This window comes from Shewanella sp. GJ50-10 (assembly GCF_055808815.1).
The window spans coordinates 1,895,082-1,912,876 of record NZ_JBVVSS010000001.1 but is presented as its reverse complement, the minus strand read 5'-3'; the positions used below and the strand labels follow the sequence as shown (position 1 = coordinate 1,912,876).

15 protein-coding genes, 1 pseudogene and 1 riboswitch are annotated in these 17,795 nt (G+C 40.2%); of the genes and pseudogenes, 5 read left to right on the top strand and 11 right to left on the bottom strand.

Annotated elements, in window-relative coordinates:
* Positions 1-62: 62 nt before the first annotated feature.
* Positions 63-965: a LysR family transcriptional regulator gene (locus AC0L4E_RS07930; protein WP_473678744.1), complete on the top strand. Its 903-nt coding sequence runs from the start codon at positions 63-65 to the stop codon at positions 963-965.
* A 53-nt stretch (positions 966-1,018) separates the two neighbouring features.
* On the opposite strand, the gene AC0L4E_RS07925 is transcribed toward AC0L4E_RS07930, so the two are convergent.
* The 9 genes and pseudogenes from AC0L4E_RS07925 to AC0L4E_RS07885 all read right to left on the bottom strand — a co-directional run bounded on the left by AC0L4E_RS07925 (position 1,019) and on the right by AC0L4E_RS07885 (position 11,255).
* Positions 1,019-2,236, bottom strand: coding sequence for a putative metalloprotease CJM1_0395 family protein (locus AC0L4E_RS07925; RefSeq protein ID WP_473678743.1), 1,218 nt, complete (start codon positions 2,234-2,236; stop codon positions 1,019-1,021).
* 9 nt (positions 2,237-2,245) lie between these two features.
* Complete coding sequence (locus AC0L4E_RS07920) at positions 2,246-2,524, bottom strand: chemotaxis protein (RefSeq protein WP_473678742.1); 279 nt, start codon at positions 2,522-2,524, stop codon at positions 2,246-2,248.
* A gap of 185 nt (positions 2,525-2,709) precedes the next feature.
* A complete protein-coding gene (gene thiH, locus AC0L4E_RS07915) occupies positions 2,710-3,819 on the bottom strand; it encodes a 2-iminoacetate synthase ThiH (RefSeq protein WP_473678741.1) in 1,110 nt (369 codons plus the stop codon).
* Positions 3,820-3,832: 13 nt separating this feature from the next.
* Positions 3,833-4,597 (bottom strand): thiazole synthase, encoded by a 765-nt coding sequence (locus AC0L4E_RS07910; protein ID WP_473681566.1) that lies wholly within the window; start codon positions 4,595-4,597, stop codon positions 3,833-3,835.
* A 15-nt stretch (positions 4,598-4,612) separates the two neighbouring features.
* Positions 4,613-4,801, bottom strand: a pseudogene (thiS, locus tag AC0L4E_RS07905) (sulfur carrier protein ThiS); the annotation flags it as partial.
* Between the two features lie 36 nt (positions 4,802-4,837).
* Positions 4,838-5,680: a HesA/MoeB/ThiF family protein gene (locus tag AC0L4E_RS07900; RefSeq protein WP_473678740.1), complete on the bottom strand. Its 843-nt coding sequence runs from the start codon at positions 5,678-5,680 to the stop codon at positions 4,838-4,840.
* The gene (gene thiE / locus AC0L4E_RS07895) at positions 5,673-7,319 is read right to left on the bottom strand and encodes a thiamine phosphate synthase (RefSeq protein WP_473678739.1); all 1,647 of its coding nucleotides are present in this window, start codon (positions 7,317-7,319) and stop codon (positions 5,673-5,675) included. Before thiE ends, AC0L4E_RS07900 begins: the two co-directional genes overlap by 8 nt.
* A gap of 2 nt (positions 7,320-7,321) precedes the next feature.
* The gene (gene thiC, locus AC0L4E_RS07890; protein WP_473678738.1) at positions 7,322-9,370 is read right to left on the bottom strand and encodes a phosphomethylpyrimidine synthase ThiC; all 2,049 of its coding nucleotides are present in this window, start codon (positions 9,368-9,370) and stop codon (positions 7,322-7,324) included.
* 246 nt (positions 9,371-9,616) lie between these two features.
* Positions 9,617-9,715: riboswitch (TPP riboswitch) on the bottom strand.
* Between the two features lie 214 nt (positions 9,716-9,929).
* Positions 9,930-11,255 carry a hypothetical protein gene (locus AC0L4E_RS07885; protein WP_473678736.1) on the bottom strand — a complete coding sequence of 442 codons (1,326 nt, stop codon included), beginning with the start codon at positions 11,253-11,255 and terminating at the stop codon, positions 9,930-9,932.
* Between the two features lie 379 nt (positions 11,256-11,634).
* Here AC0L4E_RS07885 and trhA point away from each other — a divergent pair, with 379 nt between their 5' ends.
* From trhA to AC0L4E_RS07870, 3 genes are all read left to right on the top strand, one after another.
* A complete protein-coding gene (trhA, locus tag AC0L4E_RS07880) occupies positions 11,635-12,315 on the top strand; it encodes a PAQR family membrane homeostasis protein TrhA (RefSeq protein ID WP_473678735.1) in 681 nt (226 codons plus the stop codon).
* Positions 12,316-12,420: 105 nt separating this feature from the next.
* The gene (locus AC0L4E_RS07875) at positions 12,421-12,765 is read left to right on the top strand and encodes an MGMT family protein (protein WP_285162700.1); all 345 of its coding nucleotides are present in this window, start codon (positions 12,421-12,423) and stop codon (positions 12,763-12,765) included.
* Between the two features lie 236 nt (positions 12,766-13,001).
* Complete coding sequence (locus tag AC0L4E_RS07870; RefSeq protein WP_473681564.1) at positions 13,002-13,724, top strand: DUF3108 domain-containing protein; 723 nt, start codon at positions 13,002-13,004, stop codon at positions 13,722-13,724.
* A 149-nt stretch (positions 13,725-13,873) separates the two neighbouring features.
* Here the strand turns inward: AC0L4E_RS07870 and AC0L4E_RS07865 are convergent, their stop codons facing one another.
* Positions 13,874-14,659 (bottom strand): class II glutamine amidotransferase, encoded by a 786-nt coding sequence (locus AC0L4E_RS07865; RefSeq protein ID WP_473678734.1) that lies wholly within the window; start codon positions 14,657-14,659, stop codon positions 13,874-13,876.
* Positions 14,660-14,899: 240 nt separating this feature from the next.
* Between AC0L4E_RS07865 and fadE the strand changes: the two genes are divergently transcribed.
* Positions 14,900-17,347 (top strand): acyl-CoA dehydrogenase FadE, encoded by a 2,448-nt coding sequence (gene fadE, locus AC0L4E_RS07860; protein ID WP_220754321.1) that lies wholly within the window; start codon positions 14,900-14,902, stop codon positions 17,345-17,347.
* Between the two features lie 57 nt (positions 17,348-17,404).
* On the opposite strand, the gene AC0L4E_RS07855 is transcribed toward fadE, so the two are convergent.
* Complete coding sequence (locus tag AC0L4E_RS07855) at positions 17,405-17,740, bottom strand: Fis family transcriptional regulator (protein ID WP_473678733.1); 336 nt, start codon at positions 17,738-17,740, stop codon at positions 17,405-17,407.
* Positions 17,741-17,795: the final 55 nt, after the last annotated feature.

The window sequence follows — 17,795 nt, the reverse complement described above, 5'->3', positions numbered from 1 at the left end:
AAGTAATCCCTGCGTAAACAATAAAAAACAACATCAATAGATAGCAATATGAGCAGAGCAATATGAGCAGAGCAAAGTCAACCTTAGAACAATGGCGTATCCTTCAATCTGTTGTTGATTTTGGTGGCTATGCACAAGCGGCTGAACAGCTCAATAAAAGCCAATCATCACTTAACCATGCAGTGGCAAAACTGCAAAGCCAATTAGGGATCCAATTACTCGAAGTTAAAGGCCGCAAAGCTTACCTAACTGAACAAGGGGAAGTGTTACTGCGCCGCTCTCGTCACTTAACGCAAACGGTTGATGAACTTGAGCAATTAGCCAGTAACTTAGGCGAAGGTTGGGAACCCAATTTAACCATTGCCCGTGAAATTATTTACCCTATGGACTTTTTAGTCGATGCATTGAAAGCATTTTTACCCCATAGCCGTGGGACTCGAGTCACCATCATCGATTCGGTAATTTCAGGAACTCATGAGTTAATTTTAAATAGCACGGCTGATATTGCCATATGTGCGATTCCCGCAAAAGGCCATATTGCAGAACCTATTTGTGAATCAGAGTTATTTCTAGTTTGCTCTCCAGATCATCCTTTAGCTTTGCAAAAGGTTATTGCAGATGATCAAGTTCTCGCACAATACTTACAGCTAGTAATCAAAGACACTGCAATAAATAAAGCCTCAGATACAGGATGGCTTAAAGCAGAGCAACGATGGACTGTTTCAAATTTCCACGAAGCGATAAATATTCTAAAAACAGGCATTGGTTTTTGTTGGGCGCCGGCCTACTTAGTTAAAAATGATATAGCATCATGTGAGCTTAAACGCTTAGAGTTAAAAGGCAGTAAGAGTCGTAAAATACAACTATCTTTACTGATCCCCAATCGCGATAAACAAGGGCCTGCATCAAAGCTACTTGAATCTTTGATACTACTTCAACATGATATAAATCAAAGCCTTGATTAAAAAATATAGAGAGATAAAGACAAAATCACAAAAGGTGGAAGGTTTAGATGAGGCTATACAGCTAAATTGATCCGCGTGTATGCTTGTCCCGACTGTAAATCAGATACGTTGGTATTATTGATTACTTTTTCGGTATCGCTATTTTGCTCGTTCGTTTGGTCAAATGGATAAGTGGGCGTAAAACCCTGCTCACCAAACAATGCTAAATGTTGCGCTAAATCATTAATTTGCTTTGAATCTTCAGTACTTAATATCTGCTCTTGCCGCTCAGCTATTAATTCTTTTTTCGCCTCATTCATTTTCTGAACGGCTTCATTAGCCACTTGAATATCGGCAATTGAAGGTTGAACCGGCGCCATCGCTGCTGCATAAACCTTTTGCATTTTGTTATAAGTCGCTTGGGCATTACCTTCAATCACGCCAACATCAATATTAACCTTTCCTTCAACAGCATAGCGTTTACCGTCAGGGCCTTTCTCGTACGTATATTGAGGAGTTTGAGCAAAACTTCCACCTACTGCTGCGTGGGCTTGTTCATGGGTTTTAACTTCAGAGTCTCGCGCAGAAAGCTCCTTGATCACTTGGGCATCAAGTTGAGCTTGTTGCTCCACTTCTTGCTGCTTAATCGCTTCTTGTTGTTTTTGTTCTGCTTGTGCTTTGTTTTCAGGATTGTTTTCAGCACTGTTTTCAGTACTATCATCAACCTCAGCATTTTGTGCTTCCGTTTGATTATTGCTAACACCTTCAAAGCCTGTCACAGGTTCATTTTCCCCAACATTCTTTGAACGCCCATCATCTTGATTAAACCCATCCATTGCTTTATCAGTTTCTTCCTGACTTCCACCAGCTGATATACCCAGTACTGATATAGCGCCACTTTTCAAATTATATTGCGAAGCGGTTGGATTAAGCGATTCAGGAGTCACTGACTGCTGAGCTGATACGTATGAACTTAGATTAGTCTCCGAAGTAATGTCGACAAAATGAGTTACAGAGTTATTGGTTAGAGGGTGATTTACTTGAGTGTCACTTGCTAAAGAATTATTTACTAGAGAGCTCTTTGTTAAAGAACTATTTGTTGGGAAGGCACTTGTTAGTGTATTCGTGGCTTGTACAGAACCATTATTAGCAGAGTTATTAGCAACACTATTAGCAGTACTATTTACAGCGCTATTAGCACCATGACCTACAACCTTACCTCGAGTTGAGCGAACGTTTTGACTCGAGGTTAGGTTTGTTGCTTGTAAAGAGGTTTGACTCTGAACATTCATAATTATCGATTAAACTGATAAATCGATAATAGTGCCGACATTTTCAGAAGCAACATCAATGACTTCTGCAGATGCTTGCGCTTGAGTCACCGTTTGTTCAGCATCTATCAATGCAGACACTTTATCTGTTGGCTGCGCTGTTTGAGAACTTAAGGTAACTGTATCTTGTTCTATTTTTACAGGTGCTGCTGGTTCTGGTGCAGCAACAGCTGTTGTTGCTTGCGCCAAATCGTTTTGGGCACTTTGTAAACCTTGTATTCCTGAGGTCATTGCTGATGGTATTTGCATGTCATCAATCCTTTTAAATCAAAGCCTAAAACAAAATAATGTGAATTTAGTTCATATTAATATCGTTAAACTTCCTTTATTAAGTGTTTAATTATCATGCAAGACTTATGGTTTGTACAGCAATTGGATACTTGTTATGCGTCATTGTTATAACAAGTGCTAGTACCAGTGACTAATACCAAGTGCTAATACCATGCGCTTTCCCAGTCTTTCCAAACAGGGTTTAAACCATTTAGCTGCATTTTTTCAATAACTTGATTAACACTACGATCGTCACTGATTTCAAATTGATCCAGCTGCGAATTGGGGTTTTGATAACCTCCTGGTTCAGTTGAACTGCCTGCGCTTATATTTGTCACCCCAAGTGGTAGTAAATTGTCTCTGAACTCAGGCGTTTCTCGAGTAGACAAACTAATTTCTAACTGCGCATTGAACAATCTAAATGCACAAATCATTTGCACTAAGCCTTCATCAGTCAGCTCAACTTTTGGGGTTACCCCGCCTGTACAAGGTCTTAGCCTTGGTAGCGATATACTATAGCGAGTGCGCCAATAATGCTTCTCTAAATACCTAAGGTGAAATCCCATCAATAATGCATCTAAACGCCAGTCATCCAGTCCAAGTAAAACCCCTAAACCAATTTTATCAACACCCGCTGCTGCAACGCGCTCCGGAGTAGCTAATCGATATAGAAAGTCTTGTTTTTTTCCGCGAGTATGGTGCTTACGGTACGTATGAGGTTGGTAGGTTTCTTGATAAACCATCACAGCATCAAGACCCAGCGCCACTAATGCTTGATACTCTGATTCAGTTAACGGCTGCACTTCAATTGCAACATAGCTAAATTGTTGCTTTACGATGGGCAATACATGTTTAAAGTACTCAATACCGACTTTGGTTTCATGTTCACCAGACACCAGTAAAATTGAATCAAAACCGCGCTGCTTAATAATATTCATCTCAGCTAATAATTCAGCATCAGAAAGTGTTTTTCGTTTGAGCTTATTACTCATCGAAAAACCACAATAATCACACTCATTAGCACACAGGTTAGACAAATAAAGCGGCAAATATAATCCAATATTGGCGCCAAAACGTTGCCGTGTCAGCTGATAAGCTTTTTGCGCCATTTGTTCAAGATGTGGTTTTGCCGCTGGCGATAATAAAGCCATTAAACTATCGATGTTACCTTGCGAGTGTGAAATAGCATGCTCCACATCAACAGCTGTGGTTGAATATAAGCGCATAGACAATTCATCAAGGTTTAACTGCTTAAATTGTTCAGTAAAACTCATTACTATTCTGACCTTAAAGCTTTAAAAAGTTGGTTAGCGGACTGGTATGCTCTGCTTGTTTCGAAACATTGCCAAGTCCTGCTAAATACGCTTGTCGACCTGCTTTAACCGCGTTTTTAAAACACTCAGCCATAGAAATAGGATCTGCACTACTGGCAATAGCGGTATTTACTAAAACCGCGTCAGCTCCCATTTCCATCGCTCTACACGCTTGCGACGGTGAGCCGATACCTGCATCAACCACAACAGGTATATTCGCTTGCTCAATAATGATTTCTAAAAAGGGCTCAGTAGCTAAACCTTGATTACTACCAATCGGACTACCTAATGGCATGACCGCGGCGCAACCTACTTCTTCCAGTCGATAACATAAAACCGGGTCAGCATGTACATAAGGTAAAACCGTAAAACCTTTACTACAGAGTATTTCTGCCGCTTTTAACGTTTCTACAGCATCTGGCATTAAGTATTTAGGGTCTGGATGTATTTCTAGCTTGATCAACTTTGTAGATAACATTTCGCTGGCAAGTTCGGCTGCAAAAATAGCTTCTTTGGCATTACGTGCTCCTGCAGTATTGGGTAATAACTTAACTCCCATTTGCTGCAATGGCGTCAGTAAGTCATCAAAATCTTTACTGTGATCAATGCGCTTCATTGCTAGCGTCACTAATTGGGATTGAGATGCCGCTATCGCCGCTAACATTGTTTTAGAATCAGTAAATTTCCCTGTTCCAGTAAACAAACGAGATTCGAATTCATGATTGGCAATTGATAGCATGTTACCCCCTGCTACGGCTGAAAATACGTCAATTTTGTCACTTTGCTGGCATTCAATCTGCGCCCAACGACTACGAGGGACAACTTGGTCATTCAGAACCAGTGCCAATGATTTCGGGTTTAAATCTTTTAACTCAACTAACTGCAGCAAGCTTGCGTTGCTTTGAAGTTTTTCAGCTGAACCATTAAATTCTATTGTGATCATAATTTTTCCTAACGTACTTAGAAGGCTGAAAACTGCTTAATTTAAAGCGCAAATACAACAGTTTGGATCTTGTGACATGCCTACATTGCGCCACTGCAGACTATTAGCATTGAATAAATGCAGTCGGCCTTGTAAATCTCGCTTTTGTAATTCATCGCTTTTTAACCAATTTAAGCCGAGTAAAGCTTGCATTGATGCAACGGACAATAATGCTGAAGTAAGCACTCCAGCTTGCGCGCATGACTGATTTACGGCTGAATCTTCTGGATAAAGACATTGATAACAGCCCGCTTCATTGTCAGTATTGTTAAACGATAAGCTGTCAGATCCAGAGCTATTTTTATCATGAGTGACGACATGGTCACCGAAAGAAATTGCCTGAGTAAAATCGAGACAGAATAGCTGCCCATTGGCACCGCTTACTGCGCCACTTATCAGGGCTTTTTTAGAACTGACTGCAAATTGGTTTATCAGTAATCGAGAAGTAAAATTATCAGTGCAATCAAATACCAAATCTGCAGCATTTAATATTGTGTCATCTTGACCTGTAAACCTTTGACATAGTGGTGTTATAACGCAATCAGCATAAGCTTGAGAGAGCTTTTTGGCGGCAACATCAACTTTATTAAGGCCAATATCTTCATTGTGAAACAGCAATTGTCTTGGCAGGTTTGATAGCTCGACTCTATCATCATCCATCAAGGCAATCTGGCCGACGCCAGCTGCTGCAAGTTGATTCGCTACAGCATGACCTAAGCCGCCAATACCAATAATGACCACAGCGCTATTCATTAATTTAAGCTGACCATCTTCGCCCATATCTGGCAGTAACACATGGCTTGAATAACGCATAAATTGAATATCTGATAATTTATTCATGGCTTGACTCGCGCGATAAAGATAAGTCATCACCTTGCCACTGACTTAATAAACGTTTGTATGCTGATGTTGGATAGGCTGCTTCAGTTACCGCTCTTACCACAGCAATACTATCGACTTTGCAGGCTTTTATCTGATCAAGCACCTGCTCATCTATGCCACCAATTGCCACTGTTGGACACACTGATTTAAGCAGAGCTGCGTAACGGGCTAACTTCGTTAAACCTTGAGGGGCTGATGGCATCACCTTAGTGGTCGTTGGGAAAATATGCCCAAGAGCGATATAGGAAGGTTTTAATTGATGGGCAAGTAAGATCTCAAAAACGCTGTGACTCGATAAACCAATCGCAACCCCCGCTTCATTAATGACATCTAGCGGCGCCAGTTCTGCGTCTTCTTGGCCTAAATGAATCCCAAAAGCGCCATGTTTTAAAGCAAGTTGCCAATGATCATTAATAAACACTTGAGCTCGATAATCACGCCCTAAAGTAATCGCTTGTTGAATTTGAGTTTCTATATGCTCATCTAATGTATCGCCAGATTGTTTTATTCTAAGCTGAACGGTTGTGCATTTCGCTTTAAGTAATGCTTCGAGCAAAGCAATATCGTCAACAACGGGATAAACCCCAATATCTTGCTCTAATTTCGCAAAAGCTTTATTTGAACCATGACTTGAACCAATAACTTGATCAGCAGAGTTCGTTAGATTTTTGTCCGAATCACTTGCGTAATAATGACTAACATGAGGATATAGACCAATATCATTTGGCCAACCTGTTTTAGCTAAAGGGCCAGCGCCTTTGCCAAATTGCACACTATCTAATAAGCCTTTTGACACGTACGCTTTCGCCATCACAATTGCATCGTGAAGAACGTACTCATGTGCCATAAAACAAGCAATGGCTGAAGATAATGTACAGCCACTACCGTGATTATTATTAGTTTCAATACGTTTGGATGATAGCCAATAACTTTGATATTGATGTGATTCGCTGACACCTAAAACCTGCTGGCAAACGAATAAATCACTGGCTGTATCTCCTTGCCATTGCTCGGCATCACCGCCTTTTGCAATAAGATTACATTTTAAATCTTTATTTAAAAACGAAGCAGCATCATAAAAACTCGCTTTACCTAAATCGGTTTTTACAGCTGATTTTGCTACTAGCCTAAACAACTCTTGGGCATTGGGCGTCAATAAAGTGATTAAACCTTTAAAAGCGCTAAAATCCAGCTCTGCTTGCTGGTTTAAACCATCACCGCAACTGGCCACCATCACAGGATCGACAATCACAGGCACGGTTTTGTTGGCAATATCTTTGCTTCTAAAGGATTTAAGCCACTTAGCGATAATATCTAGCTGTTGTTGATTGGCAATCAGCCCAATTTTTATTGCTGCAGGAATTAAATCAGCTTCAAGCGCATTTAACTGAGCAATTACCATTGCATCTGATAATGGTTCAACCAAGCTCACTTCCACAGAGCTTTGGGCAGTGACTGTAGTAATCACACTGCAACCGAAACACCCTAAGTCGTTCATCGTAGCCAAGTCTGTTTGAATACCAGCCCCGCCACCACTGTCTGAACCGGCAATGGTCCAGACAATAGGTTTGTTATTACCTTGCATTAGTTGAGACATACTTAGCCCTCAACGTTTTCAAGTTCAGGAGTTTTGTTTACTGAAGTTTCATCTGGTGCAGTTTTAGTGGCGTTTTGATTATCAGAAACAGAATGATAAATAGCTGAGCCTGTAGCTTTGAATTCGGCAGATTTTTGTGCCATTGCCGCATTTACATCTAGTTCGATACTGCTATCTTGTTTTGCTTGGAACTCATTTGCATCAACAATTGAAATAGTCTGTTCAACACCTGTCGATAATGCCTGCTTTTCTTGTTTAGCAGCATACTCTCGAACTTCCTGTGTAATTTTCATTGAACAGAATTTGGGGCCACACATTGAGCAAAAGTGGGCTACTTTGGCCGATTCTTGCGGCAATGATTCATCATGATATGCACGGGCAGTATCGGGGTCTAAGCCAAGGTTATATTGATCTTCCCAGCGAAACTCAAAACGTGCTTTCGACAATGCATTATCACGTATTTGTGCAGCAGGATGCCCTTTTGCGACATCTGCGGCGTGGGCTGCAATTTTATAGGCAATTAAGCCCTGTTTAACATCTTCTTTGTTTGGTAAGCCAAGATGCTCTTTAGGGGTGACATAACACAGCATTGCAACACCATACCAGGCCATTTGGGCTGCGCCGATGCCAGAAGTAAAGTGATCATAACCCGGTGCGATATCCGTTGTTTGTGGGCCTAAAGTATAAAAAGGCGCTTCATCACAGTGGGCTAGTTGTTTTTCCATATTCACTTTAATGAGTTGCATTGGCACATGGCCAGGGCCTTCGATAATGGTTTGCACATCGTATTCCCATGCCACTTTGACCAACTCACCTAAGGTCTCAAGCTCTGCAAATTGCGCTTCATCATTGGCATCTGCAATGCTACCTGGACGCATTCCGTCACCCAGCGATAAAGACACGTCATAAGCCGCACAGATCTCACAGATCTCTTTAAAGTGTTCATACAAAAAACTTTCTTTGTGGTGACTCAAACACCACTTGGCCATAATTGATCCACCGCGAGAAACAATGCCCGTTAAGCGTTTAGCCGTCATTGGGACATAACGCAGTAACACCCCAGCATGAATAGTGAAATAATCAACGCCTTGTTCAGCCTGCTCAATCAAGGTATCGCGAAACACTTCCCAGTTAAGGTCTTCAGCAACACCATTCACTTTTTCTAACGCTTGATAAATTGGCACAGTACCAATTGGTACTGGTGAATTCCTGATTATCCATTCGCGAGTTTCATGAATATAACGGCCTGTAGAGAGATCCATAACCGTATCGGCGCCCCACCGCGTTGACCAAACAAGTTTTTCAACTTCTTCTTCAATCGATGAGGTCACGGCTGAGTTACCGATATTGGCATTCACTTTAACTAAAAAGTTACGTCCAATAATCATAGGTTCAGCTTCTGGATGGTTGATGTTAAGCGGAATTATCGCACGGCCGCGAGCCACTTCATCACGGACAAACTCTGGGGTAATTGGTTGCCCGATCACTGCGCCAAATGCTTCTCCAGCAGCTTTTTGAGTTAATATTTCATCTGTGACTTGCTCTCTTGCCATATTTTCACGTATGGCAATATATTCCATTTCAGGCGTGATGATACCCTGACGAGCATAGTGCATTTGGGTTACACATCTGCCTGTTTTAGCACGTCTTGGTGGCACTAATGCTTCAAAACGTAAATGATCTAAACCATCATCAGCTAAACGTTGCTGAGTAAAGTCTGAACTCACACCAGCGAGCTGCTCGGTATCTTCACGTTCATCAATCCAGCTTTCGCGAAATTTGTTTAAACCTAAACGTACGTTAATTTCAGCATCGGGATCAGAGTACGCCCCCGCGCAATCGTAAACCTTAATAGGTGGATTACTCTCGGTGACAGGAGCATCATCGGTTCCACCTAAAATAGTGTCTGTCTGATGAATTTGGCGCATGCCCACTAATAAATCTTTACGGGAACCAGTAAGATAAATTTTCTCAGAATTAGGATGTTGTAGCGGCTTTAATGTATCAATAAAAGCTTGTGCTTGTTCACGGGTTTGGCGACGATTTGACATTAGCAACCTCAAAAATAATTAAAAAGAGTTGCTTGTCTGGAGAGGTTTGTTGATGACGAGCGAGTTATAAATAACCCTGTAATTTGCTTTGATGATAAAGTTTTAAATAAACCTCTTGTTAGAAGCCTATATAACTTTACGCAATATAAAACTCTTGCTGTTGATGACGGCAAAATTTTAATGGTCGTCAAAACACATCAAATAGTTTTAAACTTTCAATAAATCTGAAAACAGAAAGAAGAAATAGCAAATTAACTGCTTGTTTCCTTCGCAGGTTTTAACCTGATCAGGTTCAACGGATCCCGAATAAACGGTCTCAGCCATAAGGCACTCCGACAAGATGTGAGCAGTATACTCAGCATATTAGTTAAAATACAAGTGAATTGATTTCAATTTTAACAACACAAGCCTGATATTTATTCATAACTTAAGAGTCTGATAATATTATTTAAAATAATAGTGCGTCTCAGTTTAATAAAATTCTGATGAATTTTTATCTAAGCAAAAATAATAAAAATATGCGCATCGGATAAAACATTAACAAGTGTTGCGCAAAACATTACGGCAATTGTACTTTCGATAACCTATTCTGGATTGCTTTATTTAATGCCTTTTTCATTCGAGCACTATCACAGGGTTCAGCAAATCCTAAACCTTCTGCGTGTGGATTAATTTGAGTTGGCAACGGAACAATTCGATAGCAAGTATCACCATGTTTCATTATCCGATTTGGGTCTAAACGGTGGTCGAGGGTTGTGGCTTGTCGCTTATCTTCTATTTCTATGATTTCAATATCAAACATCTCAGGCGTCAATTCACTCAAACTAGCACCATCACCAGAGGTTGCTATATGCGCTTGTTGTGAAACCAATGTTTTCAACGCTTGTTGATTTAAGTTTTTCAACACATTGCTTGTCGCTGAATTCAAAACATTAAATTGTGAGTCACTTAATTCATTTTTATTGAACAGGTGCGAATGGATAGCCTCGTCCTTCGGCTCCTGCAGATACATACTGTCAACGCTGCTCCAGTTAAATTCAGTATCTAGTTTACTGGAAGAAGTATTTATCGTTTTATCATTTATAGGGTCGACAATTATGGGGTCGACATTTAATGACTCATCATTTATTGGTTCGTCTACAGTGACTTTTTCGATTATAACTTCTTCAATAAGAGCTGCAGATTGGGGTGTTTGCTCGATAACTTGTTCTAATGTTACCGGCTTCACTTCAGTATCTGGCGGTATATTTTCTTGTGGCTTTGTTGGCGCAATTACTGAGGTAGACTCGGAATTAACTTCAGGTGACTGTTCTGATGTTTCTGCTATAGCCTTTGCTGAAGTCTGCTCTGGGGTGCTTTCAGGTTGAGTGGCTGGAGACATTGCCGCTAACTGTTCAGCAGTAATGAAGTAAGCGTTGATTTCTTTATTCTTTAATTGTGCTTGTATTGGACTGTCTATGTGCTCTTGTTGCTTAGCTTTAGCTATTTCGACAAATACATCTACGGTTTGCTCAGCCAGTATCAATAGCAATAAGAAACCAGCTAGATGAACTATCGTCACTAATAAAACACTTAGGGACAGTGTCTGTTTTAACCTTGACGCAAAAGAATGATTTTCAACAAGTACTGATGATGACCTACTAGAGTCATTTGACACCGCACACAAACTGGGAATGGCTAGGGAGACGTCTGTATTAATTACGCTATTGGATTCTGAAAAAGCCAAACCTGATTGTTCAAAGTCGATATCTTTAACTTGCGTCTGTCTTTCTGCAGTAATAAATGGCGTTACATTGCCTAGTTCAATATTCTCAATAGACAGATCTTGTTCCAACAATTTAATATCTTTTGCTGTTTTTAAATCTGCTTCATGTTTATTGACCATTTAGCGCATCCTATCGCTCAAAAACTTACTCATCTCATTTAAACGGTAATTGATTGGTTCGTTTAACCACCTAGGGTTTAACCACCTAGGGTTTAACCACCTAGGGTTTAACCACCTTGGATTTAACTACATAGGGTTTAATCACTTAGAGTTTAATCATCATGCTTTGAATATCTTTGTTTGAATATCATCAGATTCGTAATTACAAAAATAGTTCACTTAAGCAGCAATTTACCTTAAACCACAATAATTAAAGACTAATATTCTGAATCTATTAGCAAAAAAAATTAAGCTTACACGTGTACGCTTAATTTCTAGTATTTTAGAATTTAAGCTGTTACTCTAATTTCTACATTGCTTAACTAGGTTGTATGCAAAGATGTCCCTTGAGTTAAATGCAGATCAAAAAATTGAAGCTAGCCAGCACCAACAATCAGATTATTGCGCAACTGAAGAGTTAGCAAATAGCGTTACTCATGGTATTGGCGTGATTGCAGGCCTTATCTCCATGGTTGCAATGCTAGTGAAAGGAGCTTCACATTTAAATGCCACTGAAATGTTTGGTATTGGGGTTTATGGTCTAAGCATTGTTTTATTATTTCTCGCATCAACCCTATACCACTCAAGCACTACGCCTTTATGGCGTAAACGTTTCAAGATGGCCGATCATTGTGCCATTTATACCTTAATTGCTGGTACCTACACTCCATTAATGCTAATTAGCCTAGATGGCGAACAAGCCAATATTGTACTCGCTGCCATTTGGTTACTCGCATTAGGCGGTATTGTATTTAAAACCCTGTTTATAGGCCGATTTAAAGCTTTCAGTGTCATACTTTATTTGATCATGGGCTGGCTATGCGTCACTGTGATGAGCGATCTTATTAAAGGCATGTCCGATTTAGGATTTAATTTATTACTAGCGGGTGGCGCTTTCTATAGCATTGGGGTCATCTTTTATGTCAATAAACGTATACCCTATAACCATGCTATTTGGCATTTATTTGTGTTAGCTGGCGCACTATCTCATTTTCTATGTATCTTTTTAACAGTGATTTAGGAGTTTAATCACTGTCTAAAAATTTTGACCTCACTTTTGCTCGGCAATCATTCCTATCAGCACAATGATGCATTATGCTGTTGTTTTAACTGTGATGATTTATACATGAACGAGCTATCTTCGAAACAAAAAATTTGGTTTATCGTCAACATGATCCCCGAAGGTAATGTTCTCGCCTACGGTAAGGTTGCCGATCTTGCAGGTCTTCCAGGCCGTGCACGTTATGTATCTAAAGCATTAAAAGACGCCCCATCCCATCTTAACCTTCCTTGGCATAGAGTCATTAACAGCCAAGGAAAAATATCCTTTAAACTCAATACCATTAGTTTCCAAAATCAGCAAGAGCGTCTAAGATCAGAAGGAATTGAAGTGAACAAAGGTAAAATTTCACTGTCAAAATTTGAATGGAAGCCTGATATGGCAACATTGGTTCTCTCTTTACCTTTTTAACTCCAGACATAGGTACTATTTTGGTTAAACTATTTTCTGAAATTTCGAATCATATTACTTTTAGCAAAAAGCCTTATTCAATGATCGCCCTTCTGGCGACAATCTACGTTCAACCATTCAATTTAGCTTATGCACAAACCACAGAAGATATTCAATCAAGCACTGCAAACGAGGTTAGCTCAGCTGTTACAAAATCAGCTTCTGAGAAATTGGCTTCTACCAATGCGACTTCCGCTATGAATAACATTGAAGCTGAAAACAAGAGCGACTTCCTAACACCTCTCGCCCCACATAATGCCGAATATAATGTTTATTACGGCAGCATCCATTTAGGCAAAGCCCGTTATCAATTACCTGCATCGGATAACGGTTTCTATCAATACCGATTTGATAGTGATGTCAGCTTATTGATGCTATCTGATGTGCGTAATATCAGTAGTGAGTTCCAATTAGTCGATGGCAGACTTAAGCCTATCCGTTATATGAGTAAACGTACTGGTACAGGAAGCGACTATAACGAACAAACCGTATTTGCAGAGGGTCAAGGCGTTATTCACACCATATATAAAGATGAGCGAGCAAAGTTAGATTACGCAGACGATATTTTTGACCCATTAATGGTACAACTGCAATTTAGAATGGATATGTACAACCCACCTGAAAAACTGCAATACGAAATGGTGAAAGATAAAGAGCTCGATGATTATGAATTTAAAGTTATTGGTAAAGAAAGAGTGACTATCGAGAGTGGTTCATACGAAACCATTAAGATTGAAGTGGTAAGAACCAGTAAAAAACGCCAAACATTTTTTTGGATGGCGCCAGATTTAGGCTACCTACCCATTAGACTTAGTCACTTCTCAAAAGGCAGTAAGCAGCTAGATATTAAATTGGATAATTATCAGTTTTTAGATGAACCAAAAACCGACACAGCTGTGCCAGAAATGGCATCAGAATAATAACTAGCGTTTGAAATTGATTTACGTACAGTGTTTGAATATCGCTATAGCGTTGATAATAATAAAATGACGGTCTACCAATTTTCCCCTTATAGGAGACTGTCACTTATCATCATGCTCAATCTATAACAGGCGAATGTTCCTATAAACTATGCTTGATTACTCGCTTGAAGTTCACCTTGCCTGAACAGCTTCCAGTCACCAGGTTTTAATATGTTCCACTCTTCATCTTTAGTAAGTGGCCTAGTTGCAATCACAGTAACAACGTCATTCGGCGTGGTTTCTTTATTAAAGTCGATAACCACATCTGTATCGATTAGTTTTGCTTTACCAAAGGGCGCACGGCGGGTGATATAACAAAGGTTATTGCTACAATATGTCATCAAGTCCACGCCATCGCTTAGGATCATATTAAACACACCCAGCGCTCTAACCTCATCAGCTAAACCTGCAATAAACGCAAATACAGCGTTCATATCTTCTGGTTGCTTCGGCCCAAATTCGACTAACACCTGTTCCATGATCCAGCAAAATGCCAACTCACTGTCGGTGTCTCCAACGGGTTGAAAACGATTAACGACAAACTTTTCTTGATAATCAGATAACTGACCGTTGTGGGCATATGTCCAATATTTACCCCATAATTCCCGTGTGAAAGGATGGGTATTTTCAAGTGACACACAACCACGGTTAGCCTGACGAATATGACTAACGACTATCTCACTTTTGATAGGATAAGATTTAATCAGTTTGGCGATATGTGATTCACTGCTTGGACAAGCATCTTTAAAAGTACGGCTACCCTTGCCTTCGTAGAAGGTAATTCCCCAGCCATCGACATGAGGACCAGTCACACCGCCTCTTTCTGCTAAACCTGTGAAACTAAAAACAATATCAGTTGGAACGTTAGCGCTCATCGCTAATAACTCACACATGGGGAAACGCCTTAAAAAGTTTTATAAGTCATAATTTTATCTAATAACTATTGTACCTAGTGCAAAACATTTTTGGGATATTTTATTGTAGAAAATATTTTAAACAATTGTTTGAAAAAACTTGTAATCGTGGTCAGTAACGTTTAATTTTATGTGATACAGGTCTGACCACACTCAGTTCTGTGAATAGGATCATTAATTTGTAAGTGCTCAATTTTGAATGCTTTAAGGAGAAAGACATTGACTACCCTGACTTGGATCATCGCCATGATCGCAGTGCTCGGCGCAGCCACTTATATGCGAGTTTCGTTACTCACGGCAACCGTAGCTGCTGCAGTCGTCATGCTGATTGGCAGCGTATTAGATATTGTTGGTAGCGTGGCATGGATTGTATTTTTAGTCTTAGCACTACCGCTAAATGTAAAATCATTCCGCCAAAACTTCATTTCACGTCCATTGCTTAAAGTATATCAAGGCATCATGCCTGAAATGTCTTCAACAGAAAAAGAAGCCATTGAAGCAGGTACGACTTGGTGGGAAGCAGATTTGTTCGCGGGTAACCCAAACTGGAACAAATTACACAACTACCCTAAAGGTCGTTTGACTGCTGAAGAACAAGCTTTCCTTGATGGCCCTGTTGAAACAGTGTGTAAAATGCTTAACCAACATCAAGTGTCACATGAACTTGCTGATTTACCACCAGAAGTATGGCAATACCTGAAAGATGAAGGTTTCTTTGCCATGATCATCAAGAAAAAATATGGTGGTCTTGAATATTCAGCTTATGCCCAATCTCGTGTGCTTCAAAAGCTTGCAGGCTTAAGTAGTGAATTAGCATCAACCGTTGGTGTACCAAATTCTTTAGGCCCTGGTGAACTACTACAGCACTACGGCACCCCAGAACAACAAGATCATTACCTACCTCGACTAGCAAAAGGCTTAGAAGTACCTTGTTTTGCATTAACTAGCCCTGAAGCTGGTAGTGATGCAGGCGCAATCCCTGACTTTGGTGTTGTGTGTAAAGGTGAGTTTGAAGGCGAAGAAGTGTTAGGTATGAAACTAACATGGAACAAACGCTACATTACCTTAGCCCCTGTTGCTACTGTATTAGGTTTAGCGTTCAAATTACGCGATCCTGATGGTCTACTTGGCGATACTGAAGATTTAGGTATTACTTGTGCGCTTATCCCAACTGACATTCCAGGTGTTGAAACCGGTCGTCGTCATTTCCCACTTAACTGTATGTTCCAAAATGGTCCAACACGCGGTAATGAAGTCTTTGTACCATTAAGTTTCATCATTGGTGGTCCTGAAATGGCTGGTCAAGGCTGGCGTATGCTGGTTGAGTGTTTGTCAGTGGGTCGTGGTATTACCCTGCCTTCTAACTCTGCCGGTGGTATTAAAACGGCAGCACTAGCAACAGGTGCTTATGCACGCATTCGTCGTCAATTTAAGCTACCTATCGGTAAACTTGAAGGCATTGAAGAGCCAATGGCACGTATTGGCGGTAACGCTTATCTAATGGACGCTGTAAGCTCACTAACCACTGTAGGTATCGGTTTAGGTGAAAAACCTTCGGTTATCTCTGCAATCGTTAAATATCATTTAACCGATAGAATGCAGAAATGTGTTATCGATGCGATGGATATCCACGGTGGTAAAGGTGTGTGTCTTGGCCCGAATAACTATTTAGGTCGAGGTTACCAAGCCGCACCGATTGCGATTACCGTTGAAGGGGCAAACATTTTGACCCGTTCAATGATCATTTATGGTCAAGGCGCAATTCGTTGTCATCCATATGTACTCGCCGAAATGGAATCAGCTTTTGATACCACTTCAGGTAAAGGGCTAAGTAACTTTGATAATGCCATCTTCGGCCATATCGGTTTCGCTATGTCTAACTTTGTAAGAAGTTTTTGGATGGGTGTAACTTCGAGTCACTTCTCAAAATCACCTTATAACGATAAAACAAAACGTTATTACCAACAGATGAACCGCTTCAGTGCTAACTTAGCCTTGTTATCAGATTTAGCTATGGCAACACTGGGTGGCAACCTGAAACGTAAAGAACGTATTTCAGCTCGTTTAGGCGACTTATTAAGCCAGTTATACCTAGCATCAGCAACGCTTAAGCGTTATGAAGATGAAGGTCGTTTAACTGAAGATTTACCGTTAGTCCAATGGGCTGTTGAAGATTCACTTTATAAACTTCAAACATCACTTGATGATTTACTAGATAACTTCCCTATGGGTCTTGGTTTCGCATTACGCGCTGTCATCTTCCCGTTTGGCCGCCCTCTTAAGCGTCCAAGTGATGTTCTAGACCATAAAGTATCAAAAATTATGCAAACTCCGTGTGCTAGCCGTGACCGCTTAGGTCAAGGTCAATTCTGGACGCCTTCAGAGCACAACGTGGTGGGTATTCAAGAACAAACCTTACTAGATATCCTGGCTTCAGAGCCACTATATGACAAGGTATGTAAAGCTGCAGGTAAACGTCTGCCATTTATGTGGTTAGACAAAGTTGCTGCGGAAGGTAAAGCACTTGGCGTGTTAAGCGATGCTGAAGTTGCATTACTCGAAAGAGCTGAAGTTGGGCGTCTGAAATCAATTAATGTTGATGATTTCGACTCAGAAGAACTTGAAGCAAAAGCTGCTGTTATAGCGAAACAAATTCAAGCAGCTTAATAGATTTCATTATCTAACTTCAAAGGGAAAGCATTTGCTTTCCCTTTTTTTATGGCATTATTTTAAGCGCATTGCCCAGTTACCGTCATGTTGAGCTTCACACCTTGCTTCGCTATCAAACACCACTTGTTTGATTGTAAGCTTAAGCCCCTGTTGGGTTAGTTTATGGACAATTAAGTTTTGAATGAATATATCTTGTTTATTTAACACTAATTGGGTTAATTGAGCATCAGTGTCAAAAATACAAACCACCCTGAGTGAACTTGGAAAAGCGCTAAACTTAACCGTATGAGTTAACCACTTAAAACCAGCAAACTGATCCAATAACACATCACAAACCTCAGTCAGTGTTTCACAAATTTGATTTTCAATTTTTTTATCTGATTTTTTCATTTCGTTTTATATAACTCTTTTATTTTTGACAGTCTAAATTTACTGGCGATATAGA

Excerpts from the sequence above, each read along its gene's own strand:
- AC0L4E_RS07875 (WP_285162700.1), top strand. The coding sequence starts at position 12,421 with ATGAACGAGCTATCTTCGAAACAAAAAATTTGGTTTATCGTCAACATG.
- AC0L4E_RS07925 (WP_473678743.1), bottom strand. The coding sequence starts at position 2,236 with ATGAATGTTCAGAGTCAAACCTCTTTACAAGCAACAAACCTAACCTCG.
- AC0L4E_RS07870 (WP_473681564.1), top strand. The coding sequence starts at position 13,002 with ATGAATAACATTGAAGCTGAAAACAAGAGCGACTTCCTAACACCTCTC.
- AC0L4E_RS07865 (WP_473678734.1), bottom strand. The coding sequence starts at position 14,659 with ATGTGTGAGTTATTAGCGATGAGCGCTAACGTTCCAACTGATATTGTT.
- AC0L4E_RS07855 (WP_473678733.1), bottom strand. The coding sequence starts at position 17,740 with ATGAAAAAATCAGATAAAAAAATTGAAAATCAAATTTGTGAAACACTG.
- thiH (WP_473678741.1), bottom strand. The coding sequence starts at position 3,819 with ATGAGTTTTACTGAACAATTTAAGCAGTTAAACCTTGATGAATTGTCT.
- AC0L4E_RS07910 (WP_473681566.1), bottom strand. The coding sequence starts at position 4,597 with ATGCTATCAATTGCCAATCATGAATTCGAATCTCGTTTGTTTACTGGA.
- AC0L4E_RS07930 (WP_473678744.1), top strand. The coding sequence starts at position 63 with ATGAGCAGAGCAAAGTCAACCTTAGAACAATGGCGTATCCTTCAATCT.
- AC0L4E_RS07885 (WP_473678736.1), bottom strand. The coding sequence starts at position 11,255 with ATGGTCAATAAACATGAAGCAGATTTAAAAACAGCAAAAGATATTAAA.
- AC0L4E_RS07900 (WP_473678740.1), bottom strand. The coding sequence starts at position 5,680 with ATGAATAAATTATCAGATATTCAATTTATGCGTTATTCAAGCCATGTG.
- thiE (WP_473678739.1), bottom strand. The coding sequence starts at position 7,319 with ATGTCTCAACTAATGCAAGGTAATAACAAACCTATTGTCTGGACCATT.
- thiC (WP_473678738.1), bottom strand. The coding sequence starts at position 9,370 with ATGTCAAATCGTCGCCAAACCCGTGAACAAGCACAAGCTTTTATTGAT.
- AC0L4E_RS07920 (WP_473678742.1), bottom strand. The coding sequence starts at position 2,524 with ATGCAAATACCATCAGCAATGACCTCAGGAATACAAGGTTTACAAAGT.
- trhA (WP_473678735.1), top strand. The coding sequence starts at position 11,635 with ATGTCCCTTGAGTTAAATGCAGATCAAAAAATTGAAGCTAGCCAGCAC.